The organism is Acinetobacter sp. ACIN00229 (genome assembly GCF_016106645.1).
Taxonomy (GTDB): domain Bacteria; phylum Pseudomonadota; class Gammaproteobacteria; order Pseudomonadales; family Moraxellaceae; genus Acinetobacter; species Acinetobacter oleivorans.
In genome coordinates, this window is sequence record NZ_JADWOM010000017.1 from 23,628 (window position 1) to 38,819 (window position 15,192).

A 15,192-nucleotide genomic window follows, 5' to 3' on the forward strand; every position below is an offset into this window, starting at 1 on the left:
TAGCCAATGTGGTCACTATAAGTTTAAAGCTAACTTTAAAGTCAAGGCTTTAATTTTGATATGTCAAATCTTTGACATTTAAAAGAAATAAAATAAAAACAATTAAAGATTAAAAAGATACAAACTTGATGAGCGTCTTCATATAAATTTTATTTTTAAAAGATGATTAATATAGTTGACCTTAAAGTTAACTTTAAGCTTAGTATAAATATTCAAATCTTTATAACGAATCAACAAGCGGTTTTTCACCAGGAGAACAAAGATGGGATATGTAACCACAAAAGATGGCGTAGAAATTTTCTATAAAGATTGGGGGCCACGTGATGCCCAAGTTTTATTTTTTCATCATGGTTGGCCTTTAAGTTCAGATGATTGGGACACACAGTTGCTTTTTTTCCTTAAAGAAGGTTTTCGTGTAGTGGCTCATGATAGACGGGGACATGGACGTTCAAGTCAGGTGTGGGATGGTCACGATATGGACCACTACGCAGATGATGTGGCAGAAGTGGTTAAACATCTGAATATTAAAAATGCAATTCATATTGGCCACTCTACAGGTGGCGGTGAAGTTGCTCACTATATTGCTCGTCATGGTCAAGAAAACGTTGCAAAAGCTGTTCTTGTCAGTGCAGTACCACCACTTATGGTTAAAACTGAAAATAATCCTGAAGGTTTACCAAAAGAAGTTTTTGATGACCTGCAAAATCAAGTTCTCACCAACCGTGCGCAATTTTTCCGAGACCTTCCATCTGGCCCGTTCTATGGTTTTAACCGACCAGATGCGAAGCCATCTGAAGGTATCATTGCTAATTGGTGGCGTCAGGGTATGACGGGCAGTGCAAAAGCACATTACGATGGTATTGTGGCGTTCTCACAAACTGACTTCACCGAAGATTTAAAGAAAATCACCATTCCTGTTTTGGTGTTGCATGGCGATGACGACCAGATCGTACCTTATAAAACTTCTGGCGTAAAATCTGCTGAGTTACTCCCAAATAGCCAACTCAAAATCTACCCGGGTTTTTCTCACGGCATGTTAACTGTAAATCATGAAGTGATTAACGCTGACTTATTGGCATTTATTCGCGAATAATTAAAAGTTTCAAAATTTAAAAAAAAGAGGCATGTCGAGTGCCTCTTTTTTTATATAAAAATAATAAATTCAATTAATTAAATATAGAAGCGCGAAAAGGTATTGACATTAAAGTTAGCTTTAATCTTAAAGTAAAGCCATACTGAATGAGGTCATTCCAATGAAAGTGTTCGAAAAGCTAGTATTCCCAAATGGTTCATATATTCCTAACCGTATTGCTAAAGCGGCAATGGAAGAAAACATGGCCGATTTAAACCATGCACCATCAGAAGAATTAATGCGTTTATATCAAGCTTGGGCAAATGGTGGTGTTGGTCTAATCATTACTGGAAATGTGATGGTAGACCGCCGAGCGATGACTGGACCGGGCGGCGTAGTGCTTGAAGATGAAAAGCATCTGGATACTTTTAAAAAATGGGCACAAATTGGTCGTTCAAAAGGCGCTCAGATTTGGCTTCAAATTAACCATCCAGGGCGTCAAATGCAAGCGAACCTCGGTCAGCAGACTTGGGCGCCATCGGCTATTTCACTTGATCTTGGCAAAATGTCAAATCGCTTTAATACACCAATTGAAATGACTGAATCTATGATTGCAGAAGTGATTCAGCGTTTTGCAAACACGGCGCGTTTAGGTGAAAAAGCAGGATTTACTGGTGTAGAAATTCATGCAGCGCATGGTTATTTACTAAGCCAATTTCTTTCTCCACTCAGCAATAAACGCCAAGATCAGTGGGGTGGTTCTTTAGAAAACCGCGCTCGCATTTTAATTGAGATTGTGGAAGCGGTTCGTAAAGTGGTTTCACCTCAGTTTACTGTTGCAGTAAAACTAAATTCAGCCGATTTCCAACGCGGTGGGTTTAGCGCTGAAGATGCTCAACAAGTGGTTAAAATGCTAAATGAACATGCAGTTGATTTGGTTGAACTTTCAGGCGGTAGCTATGAAGCGCCAGCAATGCAAGGTCAAGCGCGTGATGGCCGAACACTTGCTCGTGAAGCTTACTTTTTAGAATTTGCACAAGAAATTCGTAAAGTTGCCAAAATGCCTGTTATGGTGACAGGTGGCATACGCCGTAAACAAGTGGCAGAGCAAGTAGTTGAAAGTGGTGTAGATATGGTCGGTATTGCCACAGCTTTAGCGATTGAACCTAACTTGCCAAATGCTTGGAAACACGGCAAAAATGTTTCACCTGAACTCAAGCCAATTACGTGGGAAAATAAAACATTCGCTTCTCTTGCTAATATGGCAGTGGTGAAATTCCAGTTACGTAATTTAAGCGCTGGTAAAAAAACAAAACCAAATGTTTCACCAGCTTGGGCTTTAATTTTGCAACAATCAGCGATGTCATGCCGTACCCGCCAATACAAAAAAGGCATGCGTGACTATACATTTGCTTCTTAATAAGTGAGTTGTGTTATGACAAATCCGAATGATTCAAACTGGATAATTTATGGAGCAAATGGCTACACGGGCGAGTTAATCGCTCGCGAAGCTTTACGCCAAGGTCTAAAACCAACTTTGGCTGGTCGTAACAAAGCTAAGGTTGAAACATTAGCTCAAGAGTTGGGGCTTGACTATAAAGCTTTTGGCCTTGATAACGTAGATGCGGTCAGTGAGCAAGTCCAAGGTTTTAAACTGGTCATGCATTGTGCAGGGCCATTTTCAGCGACATCAAAACCCATGATGGAAGCGTGTATTAAAGCAGGCGCTCACTATTTAGATATTACGGGTGAAATCTCTGTATTTGAATTGGCACAGTCACTTAACAGCCAAGCTGAAAAAGCCGATATTGTGCTTTGTCCGGGTGTTGGCTTTGATGTCATTCCAACAGACTGTGTCGCTGCTGCGCTCAAAGAAGCCTTACCAGATGCAACTCATTTAGCACTTGGTTTTGACTCTAGAACAGGGTTTTCACCGGGTACTGCTAAAACAAGTACAGAAGGCATGGCCGAAGGCGGAAAAATTCGTAAAAACGGAAAAATTACCACCGTTCCATTAGCACATTATGTGCGGACCATTGATTTTGGTGACGGTAAAAAAAGTGCCATGAGTGTTCCATGGGGAGACGTATCTACTGCATTCTATACAACAGGTATTCCAAACATTGAAGTATTTGTACCCGCATTTCCCAAAATGATTTTTGGTGCGAAAATGATGAACTATGTACGTCCAATATTAAAAATCAATGCCGTGCAGAAGTTTATTAAGTCGCGTATTGAAAAAACAGTTGTGGGACCAAATGAGGAACTCCGCGCGAAAGTACCTACCTATGTTTGGGGTGAAGCCAGAAATTCACGTGGGGAAATCAAAACTGCCCGTATCCAAACAGAAAATGCGTATAGCCTTACCGTAAATGGCTCACTGACTGTGGTGAATTATTTACTCAAAAATACCGTGAAAGGCGGTACATATACGCCAGCAAAACTGATGGGTTATAAGCTAGTGACTGAGCTGCCGGGTTCTGGTCCGCTGGTCATTAATTAAAAGCTTTTATCAAAACAGCATGTTTATAAATAGTCCCGAATAAGGAGTTATTCTTGTTCGGGTTATTTTTAAATATTTCAAGTAAATATAGCTTTCTATAGATAAAAAGAAAAACAGAAAACAAAACACTCCATAAGAAATAATTCAAATTGAATATACTAAAAAGCGATAAATATTTTTCATAACAAAGGAATGAGAATAATGAGAAAACTCATACTATTTCTACATGCATCGCTTGACAGTTTTGTCGAAGGTCCAAATGGGGCAATGGACATAGGCTGGATTGCTTACGATGCCGATTTAGCAAATCATGCAAAAGAAGTTTTGAGCACTGCCGATACGGTGATTTGGGGACGTGCGACTTACCAAATGATGTATAATTACTGGCCAACCATGCTTTCAAATCCAGAAGCTTCAGAGCATGAACGCAATCATGCTGAGTGGATTGAAAAGACTGAAAAAATCGTTTTTTCAACCACATTAGATACGGTTGAATGGAATAATTCCCGTCTTGTAAAAGACCATGTCGAAGAAGAAATTAATAAGCTGAAACAGCAATCAGGCAAGGATATGGTGATTCTGGGGAGTCCTCGATTCGCGCACTATTTGATGCAACTTGATTTAATTGATGAATATAAAATTACAGTTTCGCCCGTGCTGATTGGTAAGGGCTTGCCACTGTTTCAAGGCATTCAGCAAAAGACCAATCTTAAACTTATTGAAAATAAAACGTTTGCTTCTGGAGCTCTCGGTCTTCACTATCAAAAGATAAGCTAATTTTTTCTATAATATTTATATGAAAAAAACCAATTACAGCGTTCGCCTGTAATTGGTTTTTTTCAACAAAAGTTCTATTTAAAGTTTAAAACTAAGGTGTATTTACTTTGTCGAAATAGAGGGTCATAAGCCGTTCTGCATTTTGCTCACACGTTATTTCATCGGGTTTATCATTAATGGCGTGAATCATAGTGCGTAAGTTTTGCTTACTCACCTTGAGTTTTTGTTCTAAAAGTTCTATTTCCTGAATTTTGGTTTCAATCGTTTGAATAAGTGCATCATGATCCCAAGCGACAACTTTCGAGGGCAAAAAACCTTTAATTTCAGCTAAAGAAAACCCAACTTGCTGGGCTTGCTGAATGAGAGAAAGTTGCTTCAAATCATTATCGGTATATTCACGATAGCCATTCGATTTTCTTTTTGCTTTAGGTAAGAGTTTGATTTGCTCGTAGTAACGAATTGTAGGGGTGCTTAAACCACTTAGTTTCGATAACTCGCTAATATTCATAGCCACATACTCTCTTGACATTCAAGCTAACTTTAGACTTATAGTAACATAAAAGCAAGGTTCATAACTTTACCAAGCACACACTTTCAGTAACAACTTTCTATGCTTTGATAGACGAAAGAATAGAATTATAAATATGAAAAGTGAGGTGAGAAAATGTCTAAACGCATATTACACGTCGTGACCAATGTTTCACGCTATAAGGATGTAGATCAACAAACAGGGCTGTGGTTAGGCGAGCTCACTCATGCCTATGATGAATTTGAAAAGCAAGGTTATGTGCAAGACATTGTCAGTCCAAATGGTGGCAAAACCCCGATTGAACCAAAATCGCTTGCACCGTTAGTTGCTGATAAATCTGTTAAAGACCGAGAAAAAGATCAAGCTTTTATTACGCTGTTAGCAAATACCTTTAAGCCTTCCGATATCAATTGGCAAGACTATGACGTGATTTACTACACAGGTGGTCACGGGGTGATGTGGGATTTTTTAGATAACCCAGAGCTCCAAGAAATTACCAAAAACATTTATGAAAAAGGCGGCATTGTTTCAAGTGTTTGTCATGGCTACTGTGGGTTACTTAATGTACGACTTTCAAATGGTGAGCGACTGATAAAAGATAAGAAGTTAACAGGCTTTGCTTGGAGTGAAGAGGTTTTGGCAGGGGTAGCAAAAAAAGTGCCGTACAATGCCGAAGAGTTAGCGAAAGAATACGGCGCTCATTATGAAAAAGCTTTTATTCCTTTTGCTCCATATGTCGTTCAAGACGGCAAGTTAATTACAGGTCAAAACCCTTTTTCAGCTAGAAAGACGGCTTTAGCAATAGTAGAAGAGCTAGAAAAGTCATAATTGTTAATGATTCAAATATAAACTAGAAAAGCAAAACCAGTGACGGTTTTGCTTTTCGACTGTTTAAATAAAGTGGTGTGATCTAGCAAGGCTAACTTTAAGGAACAATCACAAAATCAGGGTTAGCTATTGCAAAAACTGCTTCGCGGTCTGCGGCTGGTGGATAAATCCAGATGGTATTAATTTCTTGTTTAATTTTTTTAGCTTCATCACGCACAAATTGAACCTGACGATCCCAACCTTCGCTATAGAGTGCGCCCCAAGGACCTAAGTCAACACACGTCACATACTTCGGTTGACTGTATGGATGAAGTGGTAAATCAACTAGTTCTGCCGCAGCGTTGTAACCCGCTACACGGCCTAGACTCATGGCATGTTGGCAAGACATCACGTTAAAGTTACCTAAATCATCGGTTGGAACTTTTACAGTGTCGCCAGTCACAAAAACATTTTTTGCTTCAGGTGCATGTAAATAAGCATCCCCTAAAATACGTCCTAAATTATCTTTTTCACCAGTAACTTGAGAGGTTAGTGAGTTGGCTCGCATGCCCGCAGTCCAGATCACGGTTTGTGTTTCGATTTTTTCGCCATTAGAAAGCGTTACCCCTGATGCATCAAGTGCAGTAACGCGTAGTCCAGCTTTACCTTCCACACCAAGCTCGCTAAGAGCTTCTCGAATAACGGCAGCAGCTTGGTCACCCATCGCCGCGCCAATTTCTGTTGAGGAATCAACTAAAACTACATGGACATCAGTTTCACCTAAAATGCTACGCAGACGTTCAGGCATTTCAGTAACGGTTTCTAGCCCAGTAAGCCCACCACCTGCAACGACCACTGTATTACGCGCTGCATTTGCAGCTTTATTGGCTAAGTTTTTAAGATGTTGATCTAGTTTTTCGGCATCTTCTAGTGTGCTTACGCTAAAGCCATATTCGGTAAGGCCCGGTATTGGGGGCATAAACGTAGTACTTCCGGTTGCCAGAATAAAACGGTCATAGCTTAAGATTTGTTTGCTGCCATCGGTGGTGGAAACTTCAATTGCCTGTTGGTCGACATCAATTTTATTTACCCAGCCTGCCAGAAATTTAACCCCAACTACACTTAATAACTCTGAAATATCAGGGTTCATGTTTTCAAGCACAGCTTCATAAAGACGAGGACGAATATCAACATTTGGGCTAGGGGAAACCATCACTACTTCAATATTTTGTTCTTGCGACGCTAAGTAAATTGCTCTTTGTGCAGCAAGTGCAGCCCATAAACCAGCAAAGCCAGAACCAGCAATAATAATACGCTTACTCATTTGATTATCCTTTTGATATATTTTCGGACAACACATTCCAACTCATCACAAAATTTAGGGTGAGCGAATCCTTTCCCTGATTGTCCGAAAAATCTGAGAAGGCGTTTAAAACGATTAGGGGGTGTTATTACTCTAGGGTTTGAGACCCTTTAAGCTCATTAGTCGGGAGTATCCCGTGAGATTTTATTTTTCCGCATTTTTGCTGTTCTTCCTTCGATGCGTTCATTGATCCAGCCATTTACATCACTAAAAAATACGTCGGGTGCATAACGGCCAAAACGGTCTGCAATATCGCCAAGTGTATGAGCACCTAGCGCATCTCGCATGGCTTTTTCGGCCTGTAGCATGACGACATGCACTGCACATACACCACTGGTTGCCCAATCTGGTGGAGCATGATTAAAGACTGCGCATTTACCACGAACTTCTTGGCACTCAAAAAGTGGTTTTTCACCTTCGATTGCATTCACAATATCTAAAAAACTGATTTCATGAGCAGATCGAGCCAGTAAATACCCACCACGAACACCTTCTTGAGCAATAACGAGACCTGCCTTCTCAAGTTTAGGAAAAATCTTGGCCATAAAACTCGGAGAGACTCCTTGTAATTCAGCCAGATCCTTACTACTCAAAGGTTTATCTTCATTGTTCACAAGAAAAAGAAGACAGTGAATCGCATACTCGACGCTACTAGTGATATAAGCCATTTAATTTCATAATTGATCAATTACAAACACAGACTAATATAGTCTGTGTTTTGAGTCAATAGTAAAACTAAGACAGAGTTAGTCCTAGTTTTAAATAAACGCTGTCAAAGTGCTGGTTATGAATATATCTAATTGAATAATCTAAATTTTATCAAATAATGAATTTTTAATAATTTATTTAGTTCTCTTGAGTGTAAAAATTTCTAATAGATGTTTAATGAGGTAGTTCACAACTTATAAGTAAGATAGAGGAAAGGGGGTAGACATTTATCTTTTATTTATAGAGTCTTTTAAATTATATTTGTGTAGATTGTTTCAATTAAAATATTGAATAGCTTTATCTGAATAAAAATATTTTTTACATAGCACGATGAATGAATAAGAGAGTTGTTTTGAAAACTGAATTTATTATTAGATGTATTTATGCACTTTGTCTTATCGGTGCAGGGTTCAATCATTTACAAACAGTTCTAATGCACGGTTTATTATGGGACTATAACAATGCACCACTATTTACCTGTATTTATTGGACATCTTTAACCTTTATTGATCCACTTGCAGCAATTCTTCTATTTTATAGACCCCGTATCGGCTTAATTCTAACTTTTCTCATTATATTTAGTGATGTCATTCACAACACTTGGATTACATTAAAAGTGGGCCGAGACTTGCTGAATTATATGTATATTTCTCAATTTTTATTTCTGGTTTTTGTTTTATGCACAATTAAGTTTCCTTGGAAGGCACATAAGAAAAGTTAAAATATTAAGATTGGAGAGCAAAAGCATTCTTTTACTCTCCAAATAATTTCTTCAAACTTACGAACGCCACCAATAATTTTCGACATTTGGTTCATTAAGATTCAAGAGTTCACCCATTTGCGGTGTGCTAATGGCTAAATTATTTTCATGAGCTAAACCGACAATACGTTCAAACGGGTCGTCCCAAGCATGAAGGGCCAAGTCAAAAGTACCGTTATGTACAGGCAACAAATAATGACCTTTTAAATCGATATGTGCTTGTAACGTTTGCTCTGGCTGCATGTGGACATCAGGCCATTCAGGGTCGTAAGCACCAGTTTCTAACATGGTCAGATCAAATGGGCCATAACGATGTCCAATCTCTTTAAATCCATCAAAATAGCCTGTGTCACCGCTAAAAAATACACGTAAGTCATTATCAATAATTACCCACGAGGCCCAAAGCGTCGCATTGCTATCGCCCATACCACGGCCTGAAAAATGATGAGCAGGGGTAGCCACCAATTTTAGTCCATCTACATGGGTAGTATCCCACCAATCAAGTTGTTGAACTTTTTCTGCTGGAATTCCCCATTTAATGAGTGTGTCACCCACACCAAGCGGTGTTAAGAAATGCTCAACTTTATCGTTAAGTTGCATCACTGCATGGTAGTCGAGGTGGTCGTAGTGGTTATGCGACAAAATCACGCCTTTAATAGGTGGTAAGTCCGCAATGCTAATTGGTGGCTGGTGGAAACGTTTTGGTCCAAGCCATTGAAAAGGCGAAGCACGCTCTGAAAACACTGGGTCGGTTAACCAAAATTCATTTTGCAGTTTTAACAAGATGGTTGAGTGGCCCAAACGAAATAGAGAGTGATCGGGTGCACTTAATAACTGCTCTTTCGACAAACTTAAAATAGGAATTTTTTTGTTTGGAACGGTGTCTTTTGGTTTGTTAAATAAAAACTTCCACATGAGCTGAAGTGTTTTGCCAAAAGAAGGCTTGTGTTGATTTGGACGCGTATTTCTAAATTTGCCATTGTGCTGTTGAGATGGCATTAAGGGAGAAGGCAAGTCTGTTGTGTTTGAAATAGTCATCTTGTTTTTCCTTATTGGAACAAACCTATATGTGCAAATAAGAACTTGGGCTAAGTGCTTATTTTGATTTATTTAAATGAGTACTTGCTCACTCATTAATTCGTTTAAAAATAAGGACGCCGCGCATCCTTAACTTTTATCTAAATTGAAACTGCATGCCAAAACGCTTCAAAACCAGATTTACGATAAAGCTCGGTTTGAGAAGGGTCTTGAGCAATAAAATTAAGTGTAACTTCTGCAAGCGCACCTAAAATTGAAGCAATAAATAACGGTGGATAATCTCTTAATTTGCCATCGTTAATGCGTTTTTGAATATTTTGGGTGAGGTCACAAAAGGTTTGCATACCAATTTGTTTGCTTTGCTCAGTAATCTGTTCTGAGGTTGAAAGCTGTGCCATGACTTTTCGTTTAAGAGGAGCTTCTAAACTCCAGTCCAAATAGCTTTGCCAAATATGTGACATTTGTGTTTGCAGGTCAGAATCAGTAGGGTAACCAAGCATCATGACCTGACGTAGTTCAGCCTTTAGTGAAAGATATAACTGGTTCAGCAGTTCTTCTTTATTGCTAAAATAGGTAAATAAAGTACCTTCCGCGACACCAGCGACTTTTGCAATTTTTGAGGTAGACGCACGTTCGCCAAGCTCTGCTAATGTTTCAATAGCAGCACTTAAAATTGCATTACGTTTATCTTCACTGCGTGGACGAGCCATATATAAACACATTAATTGAGTGATTACTCAATCATACATAAAAATAGCAAGACAGCAAGATATATTTTGTTAGATCTACATTATTGATTCGTTCTAAATGTAATGGGTGTTTGACCTGTCCATTTCTTAAAAGCTCGTGTGAAATTTGTAGGTTGTATATAGCCCAGATAAAGCGCAATTTCTTGTATATCCATATCACTATGAAGTAACAAATGTTCAGCTTCTTTTTGTTGAGCTTCTTCAAGCAATTGGAGATATGAAGAACCGACTTGGTTCAAATGGCGCCGCAATGTTCGGCTAGACATGTTTAAGCGAGTCGCAATTTCATCAAATGAGGGATAACCCACTTGTGGTTTTAAGTTTAGTTCGGCTTTTACGGTCAGGCATATATCTTTAATTTGCTCTGAAAAACGGATTTGTTCAGCTTCACACTGCGCCAGAGCTTGTTTAAAAGCAATCGGATCTGCCATTTTAATGGGTAAATCTAGAAGCTTTTGGGTATATCGAATTTGATTAGTCGCTTGATTAAAGCGAATAGGTGGCAATAAGTGTTGATAGGCTTTGTGATAGGTAGGTTCTGGCCAATCCACCCATAACTCAATTTCAGTAAAGTCATGCTCTATCAAAAATTGACCAGCTTGAATCACCCCAATCATCAAACATTCATAAAAAAATCGTCTAAGCTTTTCCACTTGCGCGGGCTGATTGCTGACAACAGGATGAGTTTCTTTAATTTCGATAATAGAAAATTCATGATCGTCTAGCAGAGCAATGCGGTAATCTTTTAATCGCATGTTAAAGAATTGCGTTGAAACATCGAGAGCCTGATGTAAGTTTGGGCTACTCATTAAGGCATATCCCATCGGGCCATGAGCAGTTAAACGCAGTTTTAGCCCATATTCATATCCTAAGCCAGAATCTTTCGACAATAACAAGCTTTCCCATGCCAGTTTAGACCACTGCACAGGAGTAATTCGCGCATCTAGTTGATCTAAAAGGTTTAAGGGAATTTTACTTTTCTTCAAAATTTCAAGCGCAGAAAATCCTTTGTCGACCATGATTTCTAATAACAAATGCGCATAAGAAATAGGAATGCTGGCTTTGGAAAGCCCATAAGGATCTTTCATATTGTTTTTTTATTATGGCCGAAAATGATTATCAGTATGTCTGATCTGCATCTCACGCTCAAGTTAAAAGTTCGGAATAATCAATTTACTGTATTTTGAGCATCAATTATGAGCTTACCTATTCCACAAGCTTCCTCTCGAGTTGTGATTACTGGCGCTTCATCGGGCATTGGTGAACAGCTAGCAAAACAGTTTGCTGTACGGGGCTATTCTTTAGTTTTAGTGGCTCGTCGTGTAGACAAACTAGAGACACTCGCAGAAAAATTAAAAGCCGAATATCACATATCCATAGATTTATATCCATGTGATTTGGGTGATCGGGCGGCGCGAGCTAAATTTCGTGATTATTTAGAAAATATTGAAGTAGCCATTCTTTGTAATAACGCTGGATTTGCGACTTTTGGTTGCCTACAAGACTTAGATGCAGACCGAGAGCGTGAAGAAGTTGAAGTTAATTCGGTGGCAATTCATGACCTGACTCTAGCCGTGTTGCCACAAATGATTAAAAGAAAAGCTGGGGCAATACTCATTGTGGGTTCTACTTCTGGTCACCAGCCAACCCCAGCAAACGCAACTTATGCAGCAACCAAGGCATTTGCCAATTCTTTTGCCGAGTCATTACATAGCGAACTTAAAGGGACAGGGATTAGCTGTACATTGCTGGCTCCGGGACCAACCAAAACTGGTTTTAACGAAGTTGCAGGCATTACAAAAATTGATGGTGTTGGTGGCGGTCTTGTTTGGGTAACCGCAGAACGCGTCGCCAAAGAAGCCATTCAAGGAATGGATCGGAATTGTCGAATTGTGATTCCGGGTTTCGTGGCACAGGCCCAAACCTTTGGAGGGCGTTATACACCACGCATTATTTTGCTGCCCATTCTTAAACAAGTATTTTCGAGATTAAGCCAATGAAACAGTTGATTAATGACTTACGTGTGCCTGTAGGTTTAGCCAATCTTGGCAATAAGCTTTATCACAATGCTCAATATTTGACTGCTGTTGTTGAAATTGATGAAAAAGCAATGGCGCGCTGGTTACCATCTGGAATGACACTAGTTAAACCTGCCAGAGCCGATCTGTTTTGTGCGTATTTCCCAGAAAATGTCTATACGGGCGCTTACCATGAAGCGGGTCTATTTGTTCATATTAAAGTTGGCAATAAAACAGGAATCTTTTGTCCTTGGATGATTTTGGACGATGACCGCGCCATGATTATTGGCCGTGAATTGCTCGGCTACCCTAAAAAGATGGGAGAAATTAGCTGGGAAAATGATGGCAAACGCATTTTAAGTAAAGCTTCACGCCGAGGTACAACACTAATTGAAATGGAAGCCAAGCTGGGTGAAGTCATTCATGATGCACCTCCAATTTTAGGATTACCGCATCGGAATATTACGGGTGGATTAGGAATTGGTTTACCACGTGAAGTTCGATTTACCCCGAAAGAACACTCAGTTGAAGTGCGTCAGGTTGAAATGAACTTACGTTTTACAGGCACAGCAAACGATCCTTTACATGATATGGGGTTAGGCGAAGTTATTGAGGCCAGACTACATCGCGTTGATTTGTCGGGAGGGTTAATTCCACCGATTCAAATACCTCGGTTACGTACGCCGTTATTTTTATTACGTCAGTTTAATCCACGCGTTTTATAGCTGGAGAATAAAGATGAATGCAGTTTTTGAGTCAAAGCCAGCACAAGATTTTTCTAAAATTTCCGCATCAATTGACATTACAGTGCGCCAGTTAGACTTATCTTTTTCAGATGAAATACCAGAGTTTTGGTTTAAAAATAATCCCTTGCTGACCATGTTATTTACTGCTTTATCGAGTGCGTTTCCAGATGGTGAACGGCAGTTTATTTATAGTGTGCGTAATTATCAGGACAAAATTAGCGATCCTATTTTGCTTAAACAAGTCCGAGCTTTTATTGGTCAAGAAGCTCATCACGGCAAAGAGCACGATGCGCTTAATGCTGTCATGCTTAAAAAAGGTTATCCAGTTGAACGTATTTATAAACGTTTTAAAAAGATGAACCGTATGTTGCAGCAACGATTTTCTTTAGAGCATCAGTTGGCTTGCACGGTATGTATGGAACATTTAACGGCAATTTTAGCGGACTATTTTATTAGTATCGCGCCCGAAGACTTAGAGTTGTTTAATGTTCATTTGCGAAAAATTTGGGCTTGGCATGCGATTGAAGAAACAGAGCATAAAGCTGTGGCGTTTGATGTCTATCAATCTTTAGTGAATAGACCTTATTTCTTACGGTTGGTGATGTTAGAAACCACGCTTTCTTTTCTCATAATTACCAGCAGAGGAACAAAAGAGCTTTTAAAGGCTTCTGGCAAAAATAGAGATTTTAAAAGCCTATTTGTGGGTTTGAAATATTTGCTTGGCAGTCAAGGTGTGATCCGAAAAATTAGCCGCAGTTACTTAGATTTTTATTCTAAAGATTTTCATCCTTGGCAACACGATAACCGTGAACAAATGATGAAATTAAAAGACCTATATCTTAATGAATGATTTTTAAATTTAGGAAGAAACAAAATGACAAAACCTAATTCAAAACCCACATTAGCAAGTCCTTTAACGTTAGCCTGTGGCATTAGCATTCCAAACCGAATTGCCAAATCTGCCATGAGTGAACAACTTGCTGATCGGCATGGTTCACCGACCACTGACTTACAGCAACTCTATGCAGCTTGGGCCAGAGGTGGAGCAGGGTTATTAATCACAGGCAATGTGATGATTGACCACCGTGCTTTTGTTGAACCACGAAATGTGGTTTTAGAGTCAGCAGAATTTCTGCAAGCAAATAAGTTATGGGCTCAGGCTGCTAAGGCCAATGGCAGCAAAATTATTATGCAAATTAACCATCCCGGCCGTGTTGCAGTTTTACCACTTTTGAAAAAGCCAATAGGCCCTTCAGCAGTTGGGCTTGATTTACCTGCCATGAATATTATTCGTATTCCTCGTGCGATGACCGAAGCAGAAATATATGAGCAGATCAATCGATTCGCTCAAACTGCGAGGCTGGCTATTGAAGCTGGTTTTGATGGAGTACAGGTTCATGCAGCACATGGCTATTTACTCTCACAATTTTTATCACCTCTAGCCAATGTTCGAGCAGATAAGTGGGGCGGTAGTCCTGAAAACCGACGCCGTATGCTCATTGAAACAGTTCAGGCTGTGCGAGCTGCAATAGGCAAAGACAAAATATTAAGTGTAAAACTCAACTCTGCCGATTTTCAAAAAGGTGGCTTAAGTCAGGAAGAGTCGATAGACATTGCATTAGCTTTAGAAGCAGAAGGGATCGACCTATTAGAGATTTCAGGCGGGAATTATGAATCCCCTGCACAGTTAGGCTATGCGCCAGATCATTCTGCTCAGCGTGATGCATATTTTATTGATTATGCCACCGAACTTCGCAAACAAAGCAAATTACCACTCATGTTAACAGGTGGACTGCGCGATGTAGATTTTATGAACCATATTGTTGCCAATGGTACGGTCGATTTGGTTGGATTGGCTCGGCCTTTTGCAGTACAGCCAGATTTAGCCAAACAACTGTTAGCAGGAAAATCGGTATTAAAACCAGCAAAAATTCCAGCCATTGGATACAAACCAGTAGATGCCTATTTGCAACTCGCTTGGCATGCTTCGCAATTTCGCCGTATTAGTAGTGGACAAAAGCCGAAAGCGATTAAGGGTTTAGTGCGAACATTGATTGCTTTTGGTCCACGTATGGGCTTTAACATTCTGACTCAGGATTAATGGGAAGCGCTTTTGATATAT

At 39.5% G+C, this 15,192-nt stretch carries 16 protein-coding genes; 10 read left to right on the plus strand and 6 right to left on the minus strand.

Features of this window, described 5'->3' with window-relative positions:
• The first annotated feature begins 262 nt into the window (after positions 1 to 262).
• The 4 genes from I7H67_RS15240 to I7H67_RS15255 all read left to right on the plus strand — a co-directional run bounded on the left by I7H67_RS15240 (position 263) and on the right by I7H67_RS15255 (position 4,352).
• Positions 263 to 1,093 carry an alpha/beta fold hydrolase gene (locus I7H67_RS15240; protein ID WP_191900911.1) on the plus strand — a complete coding sequence of 277 codons (831 nt, stop codon included), beginning with the start codon at positions 263 to 265 and terminating at the stop codon, positions 1,091 to 1,093.
• A 160-nt stretch (positions 1,094 to 1,253) separates the two neighbouring features.
• Positions 1,254 to 2,492 (plus strand): NADH:flavin oxidoreductase/NADH oxidase family protein, encoded by a 1,239-nt coding sequence (locus tag I7H67_RS15245; RefSeq protein ID WP_198308222.1) that lies wholly within the window; start codon positions 1,254 to 1,256, stop codon positions 2,490 to 2,492.
• Positions 2,493 to 2,507: 15 nt separating this feature from the next.
• Positions 2,508 to 3,575: a saccharopine dehydrogenase family protein gene (locus tag I7H67_RS15250; RefSeq protein WP_198308223.1), complete on the plus strand. Its 1,068-nt coding sequence runs from the start codon at positions 2,508 to 2,510 to the stop codon at positions 3,573 to 3,575.
• Between the two features lie 201 nt (positions 3,576 to 3,776).
• On the plus strand, positions 3,777 to 4,352 hold the full coding sequence (locus tag I7H67_RS15255) for a dihydrofolate reductase family protein (protein WP_198308224.1): 576 nt from the start codon (positions 3,777 to 3,779) through the stop codon (positions 4,350 to 4,352).
• A 91-nt stretch (positions 4,353 to 4,443) separates the two neighbouring features.
• Here the strand turns inward: I7H67_RS15255 and I7H67_RS15260 are convergent, their stop codons facing one another.
• The gene (locus I7H67_RS15260) at positions 4,444 to 4,860 is read right to left on the minus strand and encodes a MerR family transcriptional regulator (protein ID WP_151768034.1); all 417 of its coding nucleotides are present in this window, start codon (positions 4,858 to 4,860) and stop codon (positions 4,444 to 4,446) included.
• Between the two features lie 156 nt (positions 4,861 to 5,016).
• Between I7H67_RS15260 and I7H67_RS15265 the strand changes: the two genes are divergently transcribed.
• Positions 5,017 to 5,709 (plus strand): type 1 glutamine amidotransferase domain-containing protein, encoded by a 693-nt coding sequence (locus I7H67_RS15265; protein WP_151826815.1) that lies wholly within the window; start codon positions 5,017 to 5,019, stop codon positions 5,707 to 5,709.
• Positions 5,710 to 5,806: 97 nt separating this feature from the next.
• On the opposite strand, the gene I7H67_RS15270 is transcribed toward I7H67_RS15265, so the two are convergent.
• Both I7H67_RS15270 and I7H67_RS15275 read right to left on the minus strand, forming a co-directional pair.
• Positions 5,807 to 7,012: an NAD(P)/FAD-dependent oxidoreductase gene (locus I7H67_RS15270; protein WP_198308225.1), complete on the minus strand. Its 1,206-nt coding sequence runs from the start codon at positions 7,010 to 7,012 to the stop codon at positions 5,807 to 5,809.
• A 158-nt stretch (positions 7,013 to 7,170) separates the two neighbouring features.
• Positions 7,171 to 7,719 carry an RrF2 family transcriptional regulator gene (locus I7H67_RS15275; RefSeq protein WP_198308226.1) on the minus strand — a complete coding sequence of 183 codons (549 nt, stop codon included), beginning with the start codon at positions 7,717 to 7,719 and terminating at the stop codon, positions 7,171 to 7,173.
• A gap of 392 nt (positions 7,720 to 8,111) precedes the next feature.
• On the opposite strand from I7H67_RS15275, the gene I7H67_RS15280 reads away from it, so the two are divergent.
• Entirely contained in the window at positions 8,112 to 8,480 is a 369-nt protein-coding gene (locus I7H67_RS15280; RefSeq protein WP_198308272.1) for a hypothetical protein, read from the plus strand.
• Between the two features lie 57 nt (positions 8,481 to 8,537).
• Here I7H67_RS15280 and I7H67_RS15285 read toward each other — a convergent pair whose 3' ends face one another.
• The 3 genes from I7H67_RS15285 to I7H67_RS15295 form a co-directional block, all read right to left on the minus strand.
• The gene (locus tag I7H67_RS15285; protein WP_198308227.1) at positions 8,538 to 9,557 is read right to left on the minus strand and encodes an MBL fold metallo-hydrolase; all 1,020 of its coding nucleotides are present in this window, start codon (positions 9,555 to 9,557) and stop codon (positions 8,538 to 8,540) included.
• Between the two features lie 140 nt (positions 9,558 to 9,697).
• Positions 9,698 to 10,267: a TetR/AcrR family transcriptional regulator gene (locus I7H67_RS15290; RefSeq protein ID WP_198308228.1), complete on the minus strand. Its 570-nt coding sequence runs from the start codon at positions 10,265 to 10,267 to the stop codon at positions 9,698 to 9,700.
• Between the two features lie 80 nt (positions 10,268 to 10,347).
• On the minus strand, positions 10,348 to 11,394 hold the full coding sequence (locus tag I7H67_RS15295; protein ID WP_198308229.1) for an AraC family transcriptional regulator: 1,047 nt from the start codon (positions 11,392 to 11,394) through the stop codon (positions 10,348 to 10,350).
• Between the two features lie 108 nt (positions 11,395 to 11,502).
• Here I7H67_RS15295 and I7H67_RS15300 point away from each other — a divergent pair, with 108 nt between their 5' ends.
• Genes I7H67_RS15300 through I7H67_RS15315 form a run of 4 tightly spaced genes read left to right on the plus strand, consistent with a single transcriptional unit; the run spans position 11,503 to position 15,171 of the window.
• Positions 11,503 to 12,306, plus strand: a complete 804-nt coding sequence (locus I7H67_RS15300; RefSeq protein WP_198308230.1) for an SDR family NAD(P)-dependent oxidoreductase — start codon at positions 11,503 to 11,505, stop codon at positions 12,304 to 12,306.
• Positions 12,303 to 13,049: an acetoacetate decarboxylase family protein gene (locus I7H67_RS15305; RefSeq protein ID WP_198308231.1), complete on the plus strand. Its 747-nt coding sequence runs from the start codon at positions 12,303 to 12,305 to the stop codon at positions 13,047 to 13,049. Before I7H67_RS15300 ends, I7H67_RS15305 begins: the two co-directional genes overlap by 4 nt.
• Before the next feature lie 13 nt (positions 13,050 to 13,062).
• Positions 13,063 to 13,920, plus strand: coding sequence for a metal-dependent hydrolase (locus tag I7H67_RS15310; RefSeq protein WP_198308232.1), 858 nt, complete (start codon positions 13,063 to 13,065; stop codon positions 13,918 to 13,920).
• Between the two features lie 24 nt (positions 13,921 to 13,944).
• The gene (locus I7H67_RS15315) at positions 13,945 to 15,171 is read left to right on the plus strand and encodes an NADH:flavin oxidoreductase/NADH oxidase family protein (RefSeq protein WP_198308233.1); all 1,227 of its coding nucleotides are present in this window, start codon (positions 13,945 to 13,947) and stop codon (positions 15,169 to 15,171) included.
• Positions 15,172 to 15,192: the final 21 nt, after the last annotated feature.